The organism is Achromobacter sp. ACRQX (assembly GCF_022346505.1).
Lineage (GTDB): Bacteria > Pseudomonadota > Gammaproteobacteria > Burkholderiales > Burkholderiaceae_B > Achromobacter > Achromobacter animicus.
Map to the genome: position 1 here is coordinate 22,887 of NZ_JAKRML010000042.1, position 16,153 is coordinate 39,039.

Sequence of the window (16,153 nt, forward strand, 5' to 3'; positions counted from 1 at the left end):
TTTCACGAATGCCATATCCGCTAGCGAAACTACCTCCGCTTGATCTGGTTCGCGGCTTTGTCGCCGTCGGCCGCCGCATGAGCATCACGCTTGCCGCGCAGGATCTGCATGTCACGCAGTCCGCCGTCAGCCGCCAGATCCGCGCGCTGGAAGCCCATCTGGGGGTGCCGTTGCTGGTGCGCGGGTTTCGTAGCGTGACGTTCACCTCTGAAGGCGCGCAGCTTTTCCGGATGGCCGATGTATGGCTCAGTCAGCTCGGCGACCTGACCGAACAACTGCGCGCCCCCGAGCGGCGCACGCCTGTCACCGTCACCACCACCATCGGCGTGGCCTCGTTGTGGCTGCTGCCCCGGCTGGGCGATTTTCAGGCGGCGTATCCCGACATCGACGTGCGCGTGGCCGCCGACAACCGGCTGATCGACATCGACCGCGAAGCCGTCGACATCGCCATCCGCTACAGCGAGCGCAACACGGTCTCCGATGGCGCCGTGTGGCTCTTTGGCGAGTCGGTGGTGCCCGTAGCCCATCCGTCGCTCAACGCGCGCGAACTGGATGCGCGCGAGTTGCAGCGCCATGTGCTGCTGGAATTCGACGATCCCACGCGGCCCTGGCTGCAATGGTCGGAATGGCTCAACGCGCGCGGCCTGGGGCGTGTGCGCCCGAAGGGCATGCTGCGCTTCAACCAGTACGACCAGATCGTGCATGCCGCGCTGGCCGGCCACGGCATCGCGCTGGGGCGGCTGGCGTTGATTGCGCCCATGCTCGCGGACCGGCGGTTGGCCCTCGTTGGCAGCCCCGCGGCCAGCGCCACCGAACACGCCTACTGGCTGGTGCGTAACGCGCGGCGCAGCACGCCGGATGCCGACGTCGTCACGCAGTGGCTGGTGGATCAGGCAGCGGCGACGGCGCGGGATTTGACGGGTTGAGCGGACGTCGCCGCGGCGAACGGCGCGGCGGGCGCGCGCAAGGGCGAACGCGGGTGGCACAGCAGCCGCCCATGCCCTGGTTACCAGACCGGCGACCACCAGACCGCTCGGGAGCAGCCCGCCGTGCCCTGTGTAGCCTGCCGGTCAGTCCACCACGACCTGCGCCGGACCGTCAGCCATCTCGCCGATCACGGCGGCCTGGCCGAAGCCCTGTTCGTGGAAGATCTTGAGCACCGCATCCGCGGCTTCCGGCACGCACGACACCAGCAGGCCACCCGAGGTCTGCGGATCCGTCAGCAAAGCACGCTGGGTGTCCGACACCCCGGCGCCCAGACGCACCGATTCGCCGTACGACGTCCAGTTACGGCCGGACGCGCCCGTGATCACGCCGTCGGCGGCAAACGCTTGCACACCTGGCAGCCAGGGCAAAGCATCCAGCCGCACGCGAGCCGTGAGCTTGGCGCCGCGCGCCATCTCCAGCGCATGGCCCAACAGGCCAAAGCCCGTCACGTCGGTGATCGCATGCACCCCATCCAGCGCGGCCAGCGCGGGGCCGGGACGATTCAGGCGTGTCGTCGTGTCGATCATGACGCGATAACCGTCCACGTCCAGCAGATTCTTCTTGAGCGCCGCCGACAGGATGCCCACGCCCAGGCCCTTGCCCAGGATCAGCACGTCGCCGGCGCGCGCATCCGCGTTGCGCTTGATGCGGTCCGGATGCACCAGCCCCATCGCGGCCAGGCCATAGATGGGTTCGACAGAATCAATGCTGTGGCCGCCCGCCACCGGAATGCCCGCGTCGGCACAGACCGATTCGCCGCCCTTCAAAATCTGGGCAATCACGTCGTGCGGCAGCACATTGATCGGCATGCCGACGATCGCCAGCGCCATGATCGGCGTGCCGCCCATGGCGTACACATCCGACAGCGCGTTCGTCGCGGCGATGCGGCCGAAGTCGAAGGGATCGTCCACGATGGGCATGAAGAAGTCCGTGGTGGCGATAAGTGCCTGCTCGTCGTTCAGCCGGTACACCGCCGCATCATCCGCGGTTTCCGTGCCCACCAGCAGGTTTGGATAGCTGGCGGCGGGGCCAAACCGCGCTAGCAGCGCCGACAGTACACCCGGCGCAATCTTGCAGCCGCAGCCGCCGCCATGCGATAGGGAAGTCAAGCGCGGCGCGTTAGTGGACGCAACATCCTGGGTCATCTCAGTCTCCGTGAGTCAGTCGGAAAAAGGATAGCACCGGCCCGGTGAATGGCCCTATGATCGAACGCAGCCAGGCCCTCGCCATTGAACGCTCGCTTGCAGGAGTCCGCCTTGATCAGCCGCCGCCGCCTTCTGCAAACCGGTTTGACGCTCGCGGCGCTGCCCGCGTGGGCCGGCGCCGCGAACAATGCGGCAAGCAACGCCGCGGCTGGCGTCGGAAAAGGCCCGGCAAATGGCGCCCAGAATGGCAGCCCGAACGGCACTCCCAGTGCCGCCCAGAATGCCGCCCAGACAGCCGACGCATTGAAAGCCGCCACCGGCCCCAACTGGGCGCCATGGACCGGCCCGGCCTTGCCGCTCGTCCTGCCCGACCTCGGCGGGCGCGAGCAAAAGCTTTCTGCTTGGCGCGGCAGCGTCGTCATCGTCAGCTTCTGGGCCACCTGGTGTGAGCCGTGCCGCGACGAACTCCCCGTTCTGTCCGCCATGGCCAAGCGCCATCGCGAAGAAGGCCTGCGCCTTGTCGCCGTCAACGTCGGCGAAGCGCCCGCCAAGATCTCCGCCTTCCTGAAAAAGACCCCCATCAACGGCACGGTCCTGCACGACCGCAACAGCGCCGCATCGAAGAAGTGGGAAGCCGCCGCGCTGCCCGCCAACTATCTCGTCGACCGTGCCGGCACGATCCGGTTCTGGCATCTGGGTGAACTGAACTGGAAGTCGCACGAGATAGGCGGCGTGGTGACGCGCATGCTGCGCAGTTGATGGAGCCCCCCCATTTGCGCCGGGGCGCTGCAACGCACTGCGACGGACATCTCGTAAGGGTGTCAGACACCTGCATCGGGGACACCTGCATCGAGGTATGCCGGCACTTGGTCCGACGTCCACACCCCAACGACAGCCCGATCAGCCACTGAAAGAGCCCGTGGTGGCGCGGGGTTCGCGTTGCGGGCCGTTTAGATGGTGCCCGGCGGAATCCGAAGGGAGCCGAAGGCGGACGAGGATGAGCACGGGGAAGTCCGGAGCGAAGGCTCCGGACCGCCATCGGAGGCCCGCAACGCGAACCCCGCGACGCCGCGGGCGGCAGAAGAACACAAACCGACAGCCCGGTGTCAGACACCCGAACACGACCCAGCATCAGCCCCGGTGTCAAACACCCGGACACGACGCAGTATCACGACGACTATCTCGTACGGGAATCAGACACCTGCGTGGGGAGCGGCAGAAGAGCCCAAATGGCGGAAGGCAGCAGGAGTCGAACCTACCTGGGAACGTCTGACGCCCCCAACCGGGTTTGAAGCCCGGCCGTGCCGCCGGGCACGAATGCCTTCCGTGGCGGACCGCCTATGATACCGGCTCGGCGGGCGGCTGCATCGCCGCGTACGCGCTTTCGCCGCGCAGCACATGCGTATCCCGCACCCGCCGCGTGTAGCCCACGCGATCAAAGAACTCCAGGATCTGGATCGCCCGCTTGCGGCCCAGGCCCGTCGCGTCCCGGAAAACCGCAGCGTTCAAGCCCGGCGGCTGCGCGGCCAGGTCTGCTGCCAGCGCCGCCAGCTTGCGTACCTGATCGCGGTGATAGAACAGATCCTTCACTACCTGCGCCACCTCGCCACGCCGCAGCAGCTTGCGCAGCAATTGGCGCACGGCGTCCTCGGGCTGCGCCTGCAGCTTCGCCAGATCGCGCACCCACGGCGGATCGAACGCGCCCGCGTCCAGCAGCGGCAACAGACGCGCCGCCAGCGCGGATTCGGCCGCTCCCAGCGTCGCAGTGTGCGTAGGCAGATGCAGCCAGGGACCATTGCGCGCGATATGGCCGTCGCGTTGCATTTCGTCGAGCAGCGATGTCCAGAGCGTGTCGGACATCGCAGGAAACGCCATGCGCCGCAGCCGCGCGCTGTCCGGACCCGGTTCGTCGGGCGCGCTTTGGTGGAACGACGCCAGCGCCTGCTCGGTCCGATCGCGCAGCGCCTTCCAATGCGCGTCCAGGATCAGCGTGCGCGCGCCCTGCGCATTGCGCGGCTCGATCCACACCGCACTCTCGGGCGCCGCGATATCGCTGACCGGCAGGCCCGTCAGACGCTGTAGTGCCGCTTCGTCCAGGCCCTGCGGCGCATGCGCCAGCACCGGTTGCAGGCCCCCGCCATCCAGCATGTCGGTCAGCGCCTGCAGGCCCGCCAGCCGCGACGCCGACCGGCGCTTGCGGTCCGGCGCATTGGGATCCAGCACCCGGCCGCCGCCCACCGTGCGCGTCGCCTGTGCGTTGCGCACGATGTAGCGGTCGCCCGGCATCGCGCAGACGGGTTCGTCGAACACCAGTTGCACCCATCCCGACTGGCCCGGCGACAGCGCCTCGGCGCTGATCGGCACCACGTGCGCCACATGGCGCGCCGCGCCGATGTGCACGTGCAGCGGCGCCCACGCCCGCACTGGCGCATCCGCGGACGGCAGCAGCGTCAGCGTCACATCCACGTGCTTCGAGGGCAGGAAGCAGCGCGCGTCCGCGATCCAGTCGCCGCGCGCAATGGCGTTCTTGTCGATGCCCGCCAGGTTCAAGGCACACCGCTGGCCGGCCGAGCCCGTCTCGCTGGGCTGGTTCTGCGCGTGGATGCCGCGCACGCGAACGCGTGTATTGGCCGGCATCAGGCGCAGATCGGTCGCGTCGTCGTCCGCGCGGACCTGGCCGGCGTGCGCCGTCCCGGTGATGACCGTGCCGTGCCCGGACAAGGTGAACACGCGATCCACCGCCAGCCGGAAGAGGCCCGTGGCCTCGGGCCGCGACAGGGCCTGCGCCTGCGCGTGCAAATAGTCTTTCAGCGCCGCCACGCCGGGATCGCCGGCGTGGGCCGCGTGAGATGTTTGGCTCGCCTGAGCCATCTGCGTCGCACTCGTGCTGAACACCGGCGCGCCTTGCAGGAACGTCCCTTCCGTCAACGCCGCGATCTCGCCGCGCACGGCTTCCAGTTGTGCCGCATCCGCGCGATCCGTCTTGGTCAGCGCCACCGCGCCGCGCGCCACGCCCAGCATCGACAGGATGGCCAGATGCTCGCGCGTCTGCGGCATGACGCCGTCGTCCGCCGCCACCACCAGCAAGCCGAAATCTATCCCGCTGGCGCCGGCAGCCATCGTATGCACGAGCTTCTCGTGCCCCGGCACGTCGATGAAGCCCAGCACGTCGCCGTTGGCGAGCGGCGTGTAGGCGTAGCCCAGTTCGATGGAAATGCCGCGCGCCTTTTCTTCCTTCAGCCGGTCCGTGTCCACGCCCGTCAGCGCGCGCACGAGCGTCGTCTTGCCGTGGTCGATATGCCCTGCGGTGCCGACGATCATGCCAGCGGCTCCGCCAGCTGCGCCGCAAAAGCGGCTTCGTCGCGGTCTTCCAGGCAGCGCAGGTCCAGCCACAACGCGTCATCCGCAATGCGGCCGATGACGGGCACCGGCAGCTTGCGCAACAGCGTCTCCAGCCGGTCCAGATGCCGCCCGGGGCGGCCGGTTCCCGCATGGCGCACGGCCAGTCCGTAACTGGGAAGCTGGTCGATGGGCAACGCGCCGCTGCCGATCTGGCTGAACATCGGCACCGCCTCGACCGCATAGCCCGGGCCTGCGGCATGCGCCAGCACGCCGCGCAGCCGTTCGGCCTGCGGCTGAATATCGCGCAGCGGCCGGGTCAACAGGCGCAGCGTCGTCAGCCGCTGCGCCAGGAACTCCGGTGCGCGATACAGCTGCAGCACGGGTTCCAGCGCCGCCAGCGTCAGCTTGCTGACGCGCAGCGCGCGCTTGAGCGGATTCTTTTTGATCTTGCGGATCAGGTCGGCGCGGCCCACCAACAGGCCGGCCTGCGGTCCGCCCAGCAGCTTGTCGCCGCTGAACGTGACCAGATCGGCGCCCGCAGCGATGGTCTCGCGCACGGTGTCTTCTTTCGGCAGCCCGAATTGCGTCAGGTCCACCAGCGTGCCGCTGCCAAGATCCACCGTGGCCGGCAGACCGCGCGCATGGGCCAGCGCCGCCACCTCGGCCACGCTCACGCTTTTGGTGAAGCCGGTCACTGCGTAGTTGCTGCAATGCACCTTCATCAGCATCGCGGTGCGCGGGCCGATGGCGTTTTCATAATCCGCCGCGTGCGTGCGGTTGGTGGTGCCGACTTCGATGAGCTTGGCGCCCGCCCGCTTCATGATGTCGGGGATGCGGAACGCGCCGCCGATCTCGACCAGTTCGCCGCGCGACACCACGACTTCGCGGCGATCCGCCAGGGCGTTGAGCATCAGCAGCACGGCCGCGGCATTGTTGTTGACCACCGTGGCGGCCTCGGCGCCCGTCAGCTCGCACAGCAGATCGTCGATGAGGTCGTCGCGATCGCCGCGGCCGCCGGTGTCCAGGTCGAACTCCAGGTTGGCGGGCGTGGTCAGCGCGCGCAGCACCGAGGCCACCGCTTCGTCGGGCAGCAGCGCGCGGCCCAGGTTGGTGTGCAGCACGGTGCCGGTCAGGTTGTAGACCGCGCGCAGACGGGGCCGCGCGGCCTCGTCCAGCGCGGCTGATGTGCGCCCCGCGACCGCGGCCGCCTCCAGCTCGTGGCGCGGCACGCCGCCGTCCAGCGCGCGCTTGCGCAGCGCGTCCAGGTCACGGCGCAGGGCCGCCACCACTTGTGTCCGCCCGTGGGTTGCGAGCGCCGGCTGCAACGCGTCGGCATTCAGCAGGCGGTCCAGCGAAGGAATGTCGGACGCGGCGGCAAGGCCGGCGCCGGACAGTTGATCTGCCATGCGAGACTCCGTCATTGAGCGGCGCTAGTCCTCGGCGCCATGCCACAGCAGCGGATTGCCGCTGGACCGCGAATAACCGGCCTCGCCGACCAGCACGTCGAGCATCAGGCTGGCCAGGTCATCGGCCACCGGCTCCACGTACAGATCCTTGTCCTGGTAGAAGATCTTGCGGTACGTGTGGCAGTTGTCACAGGTTTCGGCCTTGATGGCGGGCGTGCGGCCCTCGATGGACTGGTACGCGACCTTTTCCACGTCCTCGCAGTGCGAGCATTTGACCCGCACCATGTGCCACTGCGTCGCGCACAGGCTGCAGCACAGATAGCGATAGCCTTCGTACTGGCCGCCGACCCGCACGATGCTGGCGACCGGCAGGCTGCCGCACACCGGACACACGCCGAACGGGCTGGCGACGGGGAGTTGCTTGGGATCGAAGCGGTTGGCCAGGTCCGTCCAGTAGACCTGCAGCGCCGCCATGACGAAGGGCGCGGCCGCGCTGTCCACGCCTTCGTCCTGCTCGGACAGCACGGCCTGCGCCAGGTCTTCAAGCGATTCGGGATCGTCGGCCAGCGCGCGCCGCAGTGCGGCGCAGACGTCGAGGGCTTCGGCGGGCACGCCAGGGGCGCGCGACACGTCGTCCAGCAACTGGCCCAGGATGCGGCGCCACAGCGCATCGCGCGGCCAGCCGATGGCCTGCAGCGGCGGCATGCCATGCGCCTGCGCGAGCGAAATCCGGTCTTCGGTGGCGGGCGGCGCGGCGCAGTCCTGCAGCGCGCGATGCTGGGCATCGACCAGTTGCGCCATGAGCTGCAGGTAGTCGCCGACCGGATTGCCGTCGGCAAGCTGCCGCAGGCGCGCCGCCCGCGCCGCGAAAACGGATGTCCGTTCCGGCAGGGTGATGCGGGGAATGGCGTTATGGTCTAGCGCTTCGATCTCGCCGCGTGGAAGAATTCGCTGCAATTCTCGTCTCCAGAAAAACAAATACGGCTGCCAGCCTGCAAAGAGGATAGCAGCCGTCGATCACGACATGCCGGGGATTACTTCTTCACCTGCTCCCGGAACCAGGCGCGATGGTGCTTCCACGCCCAGCCTGCGGTGACATAGCCGCGCAGCATTGCCGTGAGCGACCCCTTCACCCAAATCGCCGCGTAAATATGCACAATGATCGCGCAAATCAGCACCAGCGCACAAACCGCGTGCAGCACCGACGCGGCGCGGATCACTTCGATCGGGAAGTAGAACGCGAAATACTCGCGCCAGATCACGATGCCGCTGACCATCAGCCCCAGCATGCACAGGATCAGCACGTAGAAGAGCAGCTTCTGGCCGGCGTTGTACTTGCCGACCTCGGGCAGCTTTTCCTCGCGGTTCTCGACCACGTCGTCGAGCTGCCTGAGCCACTGGCGATCCGCGCGCGTCAGCAGGTTGTGGCGCCACATGTGCCCGGCAAACACGGCAAAGCAGACGAACATCACCACCCCGATGAACGGATGCAGGATGCGCGTCCAGGGTCCGCCCCCGAACAGGTTGGACAGCCAATACATGGATGGATGAAACAGCGCCAGTCCGGACAGCGCGAGCAGGATGAACGTCAGCGCGATGATCCAGTGGTTGGTGCGCTCGCCCGGCGTGTAGCGCTTGATGCGGCGGTAGTGGTGTTCTTCACTCATGGCGCACCTCCTCTTCAGCCCTGCGTTCGTCTTCCTCGGTCACTTCGTTGCGGCCCACGCGCGCATAGTGGAAAAAGCCCGCCAGCGCGGTGAGCGCCATCGTGGCCAGGCCCAGCGGCTTGGCCAGGCCCTTCCACAACGACACCATCGGACTGATCTTCGGATCGGCGGGCAGCCCGTGGTACAGCCCCGGCTGGTCGGCGTGATGCAGCACGTACATGACGTGCGTGCCGCCCACGCCGGGCGGGTCATACACGCCGGCCTGCGCAAAGCCGCGCGACTTCAGGTCTTCGACGCGTTCGGCCGCATGCTGGTGCATGTCGTCCTTGGTGCCGAAGACGATGGCGCCGGTGGGACAGGCCTTGACGCACGCGGGCTCCATGCCGACCGCGACGCGATCGGAACACAGCGTGCACTTGTAGGCCTTGTTGTCCTTCTTGGAAATGCGCGGGATGTTGAACGGACAGCCGGTGATGCAGTAGCCGCATCCGATGCAGTTTTCCTCGTGGAAGTCCACGATGCCGTTGTTGTACTGGATGATGGCGCCCGGCGAGGGACAGGCCTTCAGGCAGCCCGGATCCTCGCAGTGCATGCAGCCGTCCTTGCGGATCAGCCATTCCAGGTCGCCGGCGGGATTCTCGAATTCCGAGAAGCGCATGACGGTCCAGGAGTGCTCGGTGAGGTCGGCCGGGTTGTCGTAGACGCCCACGTTGACGCCGATCTCGTCGCGCAGGTCGTTCCACTCCATGCAGGCGCTCTGGCAGGCCTTGCAGCCGATGCACTTGGAGACGTCGATCAGCTTGGCCACCGAGCCCGTGACGGGTTCACGGATGCCCGGCGGCGGCGTTGTGGTGGCGGAGCGCCGCTTGATGTCCAGGGATTGCATTGACATGTCGGTTCTCCTATACCTTTTCGACCTTCACCAGGAACGACTTGAATTCCGGTGTCTGGGAATTGCCGTCGCCCACGAATGGCGTCAGGGTGTTGGTGAGGAAGCCCGGCTTGGCGATGCCCACGAAACCCCAGTGGATGGGAATGCCGACCTGGTGCACCGTCTTGCCTTCGATGGTGAGCGGACGGATGCGCTTGGTGACCAGCGCCACGGCCTTGATGTAGCCGCGGTTGGACGACACCTTGACGCGGGAGCCGTTGGGAATGCCCAGCTCCTTGGCCAGCGCCTCGCCGATCTCCACGAACTGCTCCGGCTGGAGAATCGCGTTGATGCGGACGTTCTTGGTCCAGTAGTGGAAGTGCTCCGTCAGGCGATAGGTGGTGGCGACATACGGGAAGTTTTCCACCGTGCCCATCGCCGCGAGGTCATCCTTGAAGATGCGCGCGGCCGGGTTGCTGGTGACGCCCTTGGCCTTGGGATGCAGCGGGTTGTAGCCCAGCGGGTTTTCGAAGGGTTCGTAGTGCTCCGGGAACGGCCCTTCGGCAAGGCCCGCCCGCGCAAAGAAGCGCGCCACGCCTTCCGGGTTCATGATGAACGGCCCCATGCCGCCCGCGGGGTTCTCGTCGCCCTTGAAGTCGGGGATGTCGGCGCCTACCCACGCCCTGCCGTTCCATGACACCACGCTGCGCCGCGGATCGAACGGCTTGCCTTCCAGGTCGCACGACGCGCGGTTGTAGAGGATGCGGCGGTTGGCCGGCCACGCCCAGGCCCAGTTCAGGGTCTGGCCGATGCCAGTGGGGTCGCTGTTGTCGCGGCGCGCCATCAGGTTGCCGCTGGGACTCCAGGCGCCCGCAAAGATCCAGCAGCCGCTGGCGGTGGAGCCGTCGTCGCGCAGTTCGGCAAAGCCGGCAAGCTGCTCGCCGGCGCGGCGCATGATCTTCGTCGGATCCTTGGGATCGGCCAGATCCACCAGCGCGCGGCCCGTGTATTCCTTGGCCAGTTCCTCGGCCGTGGGATTCTGCGGGTTGGAATAGGGCCACGACAGGTTGACGATGGGATCCGGGTACTTGCCGCCGTCCTGTTCGTACATCTTGCGCAGGCGCGTGTAGATGAGCGCCATGATCTCGATGTCGCTCTTGGCTTCGCCCGGGGGCTCGGCGCCCTTCCAGTGCCATTGCAGCCAGCGGCCGGAGTTGACCAGCGCGCCGTCTTCCTCGGCAAAACAGGTGGTGGGCAGGCGGAAGACCTCGGTCTGGATCTTGGACGGATCCACATCGTTGGCCTCGCCGGCGTTACGCCAGAACTCGGACGTTTCCGTGACCAGCGGATCCATGATGACCAGGAACTTGAGCTTGGCGAAGCCCTCGTTCAGCTTGGCCTTGTTGGGCGCCGCGGCCAGCGGGTTGAAGCCCTGCGCGATGTAGCCGTTCATCTTGCCCTGGACCATCAGCTCGTAGACCTGAAGCATGTCATAGAGCTTGTCCAGCTTGGGCAGGTAATCGAACGCCCAGTTGTTGTCGGCCGTGGCCGCGCCGCCCCACCAGGCCTTCATGAGACTGACGTGGAACTTGTGATAGTTCTGCCAGTAGCTCAGCTGGTTGGGCCGCAGCGGCTTGAGCGTGCGTGTGTCGATGTACTTGGCGTAGTCCTGCTCGGGTTCGTTGGGCAGCGTCATGTAGCCAGGAAGCAGGTTCGACATCAGGCCCAGATCGGTCAGGCCCTGGATGTTCGAGTGCCCGCGCAGCGCGTTCATGCCGCCGCCGGCGATGCCGATGTTGCCCAGCAGCAGTTGCACCATCGCGCCCGTGCGGATGATCTGCGAACCGATGGAATGCTGCGTCCAGCCCAGCGCGTACAGGATCGTGGCGGCGCGGTTGGTGGTGGCCGTGGACGCGAGCATGTCGCACACCGTCAGGAACTTGTCCTTGGGCGTGCCGCAGACGCGTTCGACCATTTCCGGCGTGTAGCGCGAATAATGCTTCTTGAGCAGCTGATACACCGAACGCGGATGCTGCAGCGTGGGATCGGTCTTGACGTAGCCGTCGTCGCCGCGCTCGTAGTCCCAGCTTTGTTTGTCGTAGGTGCGCTTTTCGGCGTTGTAGCCCGAGTACAGGCCCGCGTCGAACGCGAAATCCTCGCGCACGATGAACGAAAAGTCGGTGTAGTTGCGCACGTACTCGTGCTGGATCTTGTCGTGATCCAACAGGTACTTGATGACGCCACCCAGGAAGATGATGTCGGTGCCGGTGCGTATGGGCGCATAGAAGTCCGCCACGGACGCCGAACGCGTAAAGCGCGGATCCACGACGATCAACTTGGCCTTGTTGTGGGCCTTGGCTTCAGTGACCCACTTGAACCCGCACGGGTGGGCCTCGGCGGCATTGCCGCCCATGATCAAAACTATGTCCGCGTTCTTGATGTCGACCCAATGGTTCGTCATCGCTCCACGGCCAAACGTCGGGGCAAGACCTGCCACCGTCGGGCCATGTCAGACACGGGCTTGATTGTCGAACGCCAGCATCCCCATGCTGCGCACTGTCTTGTGCGTGATGTAGCCGACCTCGTTGCTGCTTGCCGAGGCGGCCAGCATGCCGGTGGTCAGCCACCGGTTGACCGTCTTGCCGTCCGCGGTCTTCTCGACGAAGTTCGCGTCGCGGTCTTCCTTCATGAGCTTGGTGATGCGCGTCAGGGCTTCGTCCCACGACATCCGTACCCACTTGTCCGAACCGGGCGCCCGGTATTCCGGGAATTTAAGACGGTTGGGGCTGTGGATGAAGTCGATCAGGGCCGCGCCCTTCGGACAGAGGGTGCCGCGGTTGACGGGGTGGTCGGGGTCGCCTTCGATGTGCATGATGCTGGCGCGGGCGTTCTTCGAGCCATCGCCCAAGCCGTACATCAGCAAACCGCAGGCGACCGAACAGTAGGGACAGGTGTTGCGCGTTTCGGTCATGCGCGCAAGCTTGAACTGGCGCACCTCGGCCATGGCCGTGCCGGGGGCAGCCCCCAACAAGGCCAGGCTGGAGCCCGCCAGCGTCGCACCGGTCACCTTGAAGAACTGGCGGCGATTCATGTTGACCATGAAGCACTCCTCTCCTGGTGAATGAAGGAAGCGGAAATTTCCAGGACGAAAAAGCCCTACGACTTCCAGGGAAATGTGAGGAAGTATAGGCCTTCGATACGGGGTCCGTCATGCCTGCCGATGCCGGAGAGGCCGGCGCTGGTCCGAATTTGACGGCAAAATGCGCTTTTTTCACAGATTTTGCGGCAGTGCAGCGCTGCTACGATGGCCGGCGGCATCGGTGATCCGGCAGCATGTTTGCGCTGGTCGCCGCCTGCCCTTTTTCCCGCTTGTCCTTGGAGCGCCGATGCGCCGCCTTGCCCCCTTGGCCCGAGTTCTCGCCCTGACACTTGCTTTCTCGCCCTTCGTTCTGATGCCGCACGCGCCCGCCCACGCGGCGCCCGCCGCGCTGTCGCCCGCCGCCGCCGCCACCGAGGCGGCCCAGCAGGCGGCGACAGAAGGCTATCTGTATTTCTATCCGCTGGTGGCGATGGACCTGACCCGCCGGCAGTTCACGCATCCATCGCGGGGCGCCGATGGGGCGCCGGCCAACATGTTCCATCACGGGCGCACCCTGCCCCGCGCGGGCGCGGCCACGCCGTGGGCGAACGTCGACATGCTGCGCAGCAGCGCGTGGCTGGATCTGACGGACGGACCCGTCGTGCTGTCCGTGCCCGACACGGCGGGACGGCTCTACACACTGACGCTGCTGGATATGTGGACCGACGTCTTCGCGACGCTGGGCAAGCGCACCACGGGCACCGCAAAGGGCAACACCGTGATCGTGCCCCCGGGCTGGAGCGGCACGCTGCCCTCCGGCATGGCGCGCATCGACGCCCCCACCGTGCACGTCTGGGCGAAGGGGATGATCGAAACGCACGGCCCCGCCGACCAGGCGGCGGTAAACACATTGCAGGACGGCTTCGTCCTGACGCCCCTGGCGCAATGGAACCTGCCTGCGCAAGCGCCGCGCACCAAGCCCGACCCGTCCCTCGATCTGAAAATCCCGGTGAGCGAACAGGTGGACTCGATGCCCACCGACGCGTTCTTCACCTACGCTGCCGAACTGCTGCGCAAGCACCCGCCGCATGCGACGGATCAGCCCGTGCTGGCGCTGCTGCGCCGCGTCGGGCTGGCGCCGGGCCGGCCGTTCGACTTCGACAAGCTCGATCATTCCGCCAAGCAGGGCATGCGCCGCGGCGTGCGCGCCGCGCGCGACCGCATGGCGGCGGCCGCCGGCCATTCGCTGCGCGCCACAGACGGCTGGCTGCAGGAAACAGGCAGCATCGGCGTGTATGGCAACGACTGGCTACGCCGCGCGCTGGCCGCGCAGGCGCAGCCGGGCAGCGGATTGCCCGAGGACCTGACGGTGCTGGTGCTGGCCACGGACAGCGACGGCGCGCTGCTGGACGGCGCGCACCGGTATGCGCTGCATCTCGAGACCGGCCAGTTGCCCGACGCGGGCGCGTTCTGGTCGCTGACGGCGTATGACAGCCAGGGCATGCCCGTGCCCAACCCCGTCAACCGCCATGCGCTCGGCAGCCGCGATCCGCTGCGCTACAACGCGGACGGCTCGCTGGATCTTGTCTTCAGCCACTCGGCGCCGCCGCCGGAAGATCAATCGAACTGGCTGCCGATTCCGGCGGCCGGGCCGGTGGGAATGCTGCTGCGGGTTTATCTGCCGGGACCGGCGGTGCGGGATGGCTTGTGGACGCCGCCTGCGGTGCGGCGGGATGTGCCGGAGGCGGCTGATGGGGGAAATGGCGAACCTGCGGCAGGCGAACCTGCGGCAGGCGAACCTGCGTCGGAAGACGCCGCGAAGACCGATGCCCCGGCAACCTCCGAAGCGCCGGTCTCAAACAAGACCGCATCGCCGTCTGGCGCGGCAAAGCCGCAGGCAAACGCCCCCGCCACGCCGCCCGCCAAGAAACCCTGACTGCCCCCAAAAATACGGCGCGATGTCAGCCGCCAGCCGCTACCATTGGCGTTTTATTCATGAATGAGCCGCCCGCCATGGACGACGCCTTTAGCCACCAATTGTCGATGACCATCCTGATGACGCCTGACATGGCGAATTTCTCAGGAAACGTACACGGCGGAACCATCCTCAAGTATCTGGACCAGGTAGCCTACGCCTGTGCCAGCCGGTACGCCGGCCAATATGTCGTGACGCTGTCCGTCGATCAGGTGGTGTTCCGCGAACCGATCCACGTCGGCGAGCTGGTGACGTTCCTGGCGGCCGTGAACTACACAGGCCGCACGTCGATGGAAATCGGCATCAAGGTCGTGACCGAGGACATCCGCAAGAAGCTGGTGCGCCACACCAACAGCTGTTATTTCACGATGGTGGCGGTGGACGACAAGGGCGCCCCGACCGCCGTGCCGCCGCTGGAACCGCGCACGCACGAGGAAAAGCAGCGCTTCAAGGCCGCCGGCCTGCGCCGCGAACTGCGCCAGGAAATGGAACGCCGCCACGGCGAGATCAAGCGCGAAACCACGCACGACACGCCGGGCGCCTGATCATCGCGGGGAAGACGGGCACGCAGCTGCCTGCCCGTTGCCCCGCTCTGGAATCCGTTGGCCGGCTCCCGTCGTCCGGACCGCGCCCTGCTTACCCCCGCCCGCTGATACCCAGCCGTGGGGGTTTTTCATGCCCGCTCGATGCCCGCCGGCGGGGCCGGCGGCGCCGCCACGGGTTCGCGGTCGCGGCCGATCATGCGCTTGATGCCCAGCCATTGCTGCGACCAGAACCCGCGTCCGTAGTCGCGTCCGCCCAGCTCGGCCTGCTGGTCATGGATGCCCGTGGGACCGTAGCCCACCCCAAACCGCGCGGTGCGGAACAGCACGTCCCAGATCGGAAACAGCGCGGCGAAGTTGTAGCCGCCCACCGGCCCCGGCGACGAGGCGTCGTAGGCGATGGAATGGTGATGGCGATGAAAGCGCGGGCTGACCAGGAGGCGTTCGCCCAGCGCGCCGAAGTGCATGCGCAGATTCGCGTGCGAGAAGCTCTGCGCCAGCTGGGTGATGGCCACCACCATGACGAACTGCGCGGGCGCCACGCCCACCAGTTGCGACACGAACACGACCAGCACGTCGCGCAGCATGTCGTCGAGCAGGTGGTTGCGGTCGTCGCTCCAGATGGTCATCTGGCGCTGGCTGTGATGCACGGCATGCAGCGCCCACAGCCAGCCGAAACGGTGCTGCGCGCGATGGTAGAAGTAATCCACCGCATCGAACAGCAGCAGGTAGATGATGAGGCTGACCCATGCCTTGTCGGTCACGCCCGGCCAGTACTGATCCAGCTGGAACGGCGCAAAGCCCCACACGTGCAGCTGGCCGAAGATGCTGTCCCAGAACGGGTCGATGGTGAAGAACAGCAGCAGCCGGAAGGCGCCCAGACGGTGGATCAGCGTGTACAGCACGTCGATGCCGATCTGGCGGCGGTCGGTCACCGGCTCCACGGGACGCAGGCGCTGGAGGGGTCCCAGGACCAGCACCAACACCGCGATCTGGATCAGCCCGACCAGCAGCCACATGGTGGCGTCGTAGGCGTCCTCGATGAAGTTGCTTAGGCCCAAGTGGAACAGCGCGGGCTGAATCGCCGTCTCGAAGAGCCATTGCTGGCTGTCCCCGAAGAGTTGGCTAAGCGTATCCAT

Annotated in this window: 12 protein-coding genes and 1 tRNA gene; 4 read left to right on the forward strand and 9 right to left on the reverse strand. The window is 66.8% G+C overall.

The window, feature by feature from the left end; translation table 11 throughout:
* Positions 1 to 8: 8 nt before the first annotated feature.
* Positions 9 to 926 carry a LysR substrate-binding domain-containing protein gene (locus MHZ91_RS26350; protein ID WP_175123727.1) on the forward strand — a complete coding sequence of 306 codons (918 nt, stop codon included), beginning with the start codon at positions 9 to 11 and terminating at the stop codon, positions 924 to 926.
* Between the two features lie 144 nt (positions 927 to 1,070).
* On the opposite strand, the gene selD is transcribed toward MHZ91_RS26350, so the two are convergent.
* Complete coding sequence (selD, locus tag MHZ91_RS26355; protein ID WP_239216388.1) at positions 1,071 to 2,132, reverse strand: selenide, water dikinase SelD; 1,062 nt, start codon at positions 2,130 to 2,132, stop codon at positions 1,071 to 1,073.
* 111 nt (positions 2,133 to 2,243) lie between these two features.
* Between selD and MHZ91_RS26360 the strand changes: the two genes are divergently transcribed.
* Entirely contained in the window at positions 2,244 to 2,891 is a 648-nt protein-coding gene (locus tag MHZ91_RS26360) for a TlpA disulfide reductase family protein (RefSeq protein WP_239216390.1), read from the forward strand.
* Between the two features lie 471 nt (positions 2,892 to 3,362).
* On the opposite strand, the gene MHZ91_RS26365 is transcribed toward MHZ91_RS26360, so the two are convergent.
* From MHZ91_RS26365 to fdnG, 7 genes are all read right to left on the reverse strand, one after another.
* Positions 3,363 to 3,458 (reverse strand) — tRNA-Sec (locus tag MHZ91_RS26365).
* Positions 3,459 to 3,470: 12 nt separating this feature from the next.
* On the reverse strand, positions 3,471 to 5,453 hold the full coding sequence (gene selB / locus MHZ91_RS26370) for a selenocysteine-specific translation elongation factor (protein WP_239216392.1): 1,983 nt from the start codon (positions 5,451 to 5,453) through the stop codon (positions 3,471 to 3,473).
* Positions 5,450 to 6,880 carry an L-seryl-tRNA(Sec) selenium transferase gene (gene selA, locus MHZ91_RS26375; protein ID WP_175123730.1) on the reverse strand — a complete coding sequence of 477 codons (1,431 nt, stop codon included), beginning with the start codon at positions 6,878 to 6,880 and terminating at the stop codon, positions 5,450 to 5,452. The genes selB and selA overlap by 4 nt, the downstream gene beginning before the upstream one ends.
* Before the next feature lie 24 nt (positions 6,881 to 6,904).
* Positions 6,905 to 7,837 carry a formate dehydrogenase accessory protein FdhE gene (fdhE, locus tag MHZ91_RS26380; RefSeq protein WP_218342277.1) on the reverse strand — a complete coding sequence of 311 codons (933 nt, stop codon included), beginning with the start codon at positions 7,835 to 7,837 and terminating at the stop codon, positions 6,905 to 6,907.
* A gap of 77 nt (positions 7,838 to 7,914) precedes the next feature.
* Complete coding sequence (locus tag MHZ91_RS26385) at positions 7,915 to 8,547, reverse strand: formate dehydrogenase subunit gamma (RefSeq protein WP_175123732.1); 633 nt, start codon at positions 8,545 to 8,547, stop codon at positions 7,915 to 7,917.
* A complete protein-coding gene (gene fdxH, locus MHZ91_RS26390) occupies positions 8,540 to 9,439 on the reverse strand; it encodes a formate dehydrogenase subunit beta (protein ID WP_175139597.1) in 900 nt (299 codons plus the stop codon). Before fdxH ends, MHZ91_RS26385 begins: the two co-directional genes overlap by 8 nt.
* Before the next feature lie 10 nt (positions 9,440 to 9,449).
* The gene (gene fdnG, locus MHZ91_RS26395; protein ID WP_175123734.1) at positions 9,450 to 12,518 is read right to left on the reverse strand and encodes a formate dehydrogenase-N subunit alpha; all 3,069 of its coding nucleotides are present in this window, start codon (positions 12,516 to 12,518) and stop codon (positions 9,450 to 9,452) included.
* Between the two features lie 286 nt (positions 12,519 to 12,804).
* Here fdnG and MHZ91_RS26400 point away from each other — a divergent pair, with 286 nt between their 5' ends.
* Positions 12,805 to 14,433, forward strand: a complete 1,629-nt coding sequence (locus MHZ91_RS26400; RefSeq protein ID WP_239216394.1) for a DUF1254 domain-containing protein — start codon at positions 12,805 to 12,807, stop codon at positions 14,431 to 14,433.
* A 77-nt stretch (positions 14,434 to 14,510) separates the two neighbouring features.
* Positions 14,511 to 15,017 (forward strand): acyl-CoA thioesterase, encoded by a 507-nt coding sequence (locus MHZ91_RS26405; protein ID WP_056319320.1) that lies wholly within the window; start codon positions 14,511 to 14,513, stop codon positions 15,015 to 15,017.
* 128 nt (positions 15,018 to 15,145) lie between these two features.
* On the opposite strand, the gene MHZ91_RS26410 is transcribed toward MHZ91_RS26405, so the two are convergent.
* Positions 15,146 to 16,153, reverse strand: a complete 1,008-nt coding sequence (locus MHZ91_RS26410; protein ID WP_239216395.1) for a sterol desaturase family protein — start codon at positions 16,151 to 16,153, stop codon at positions 15,146 to 15,148.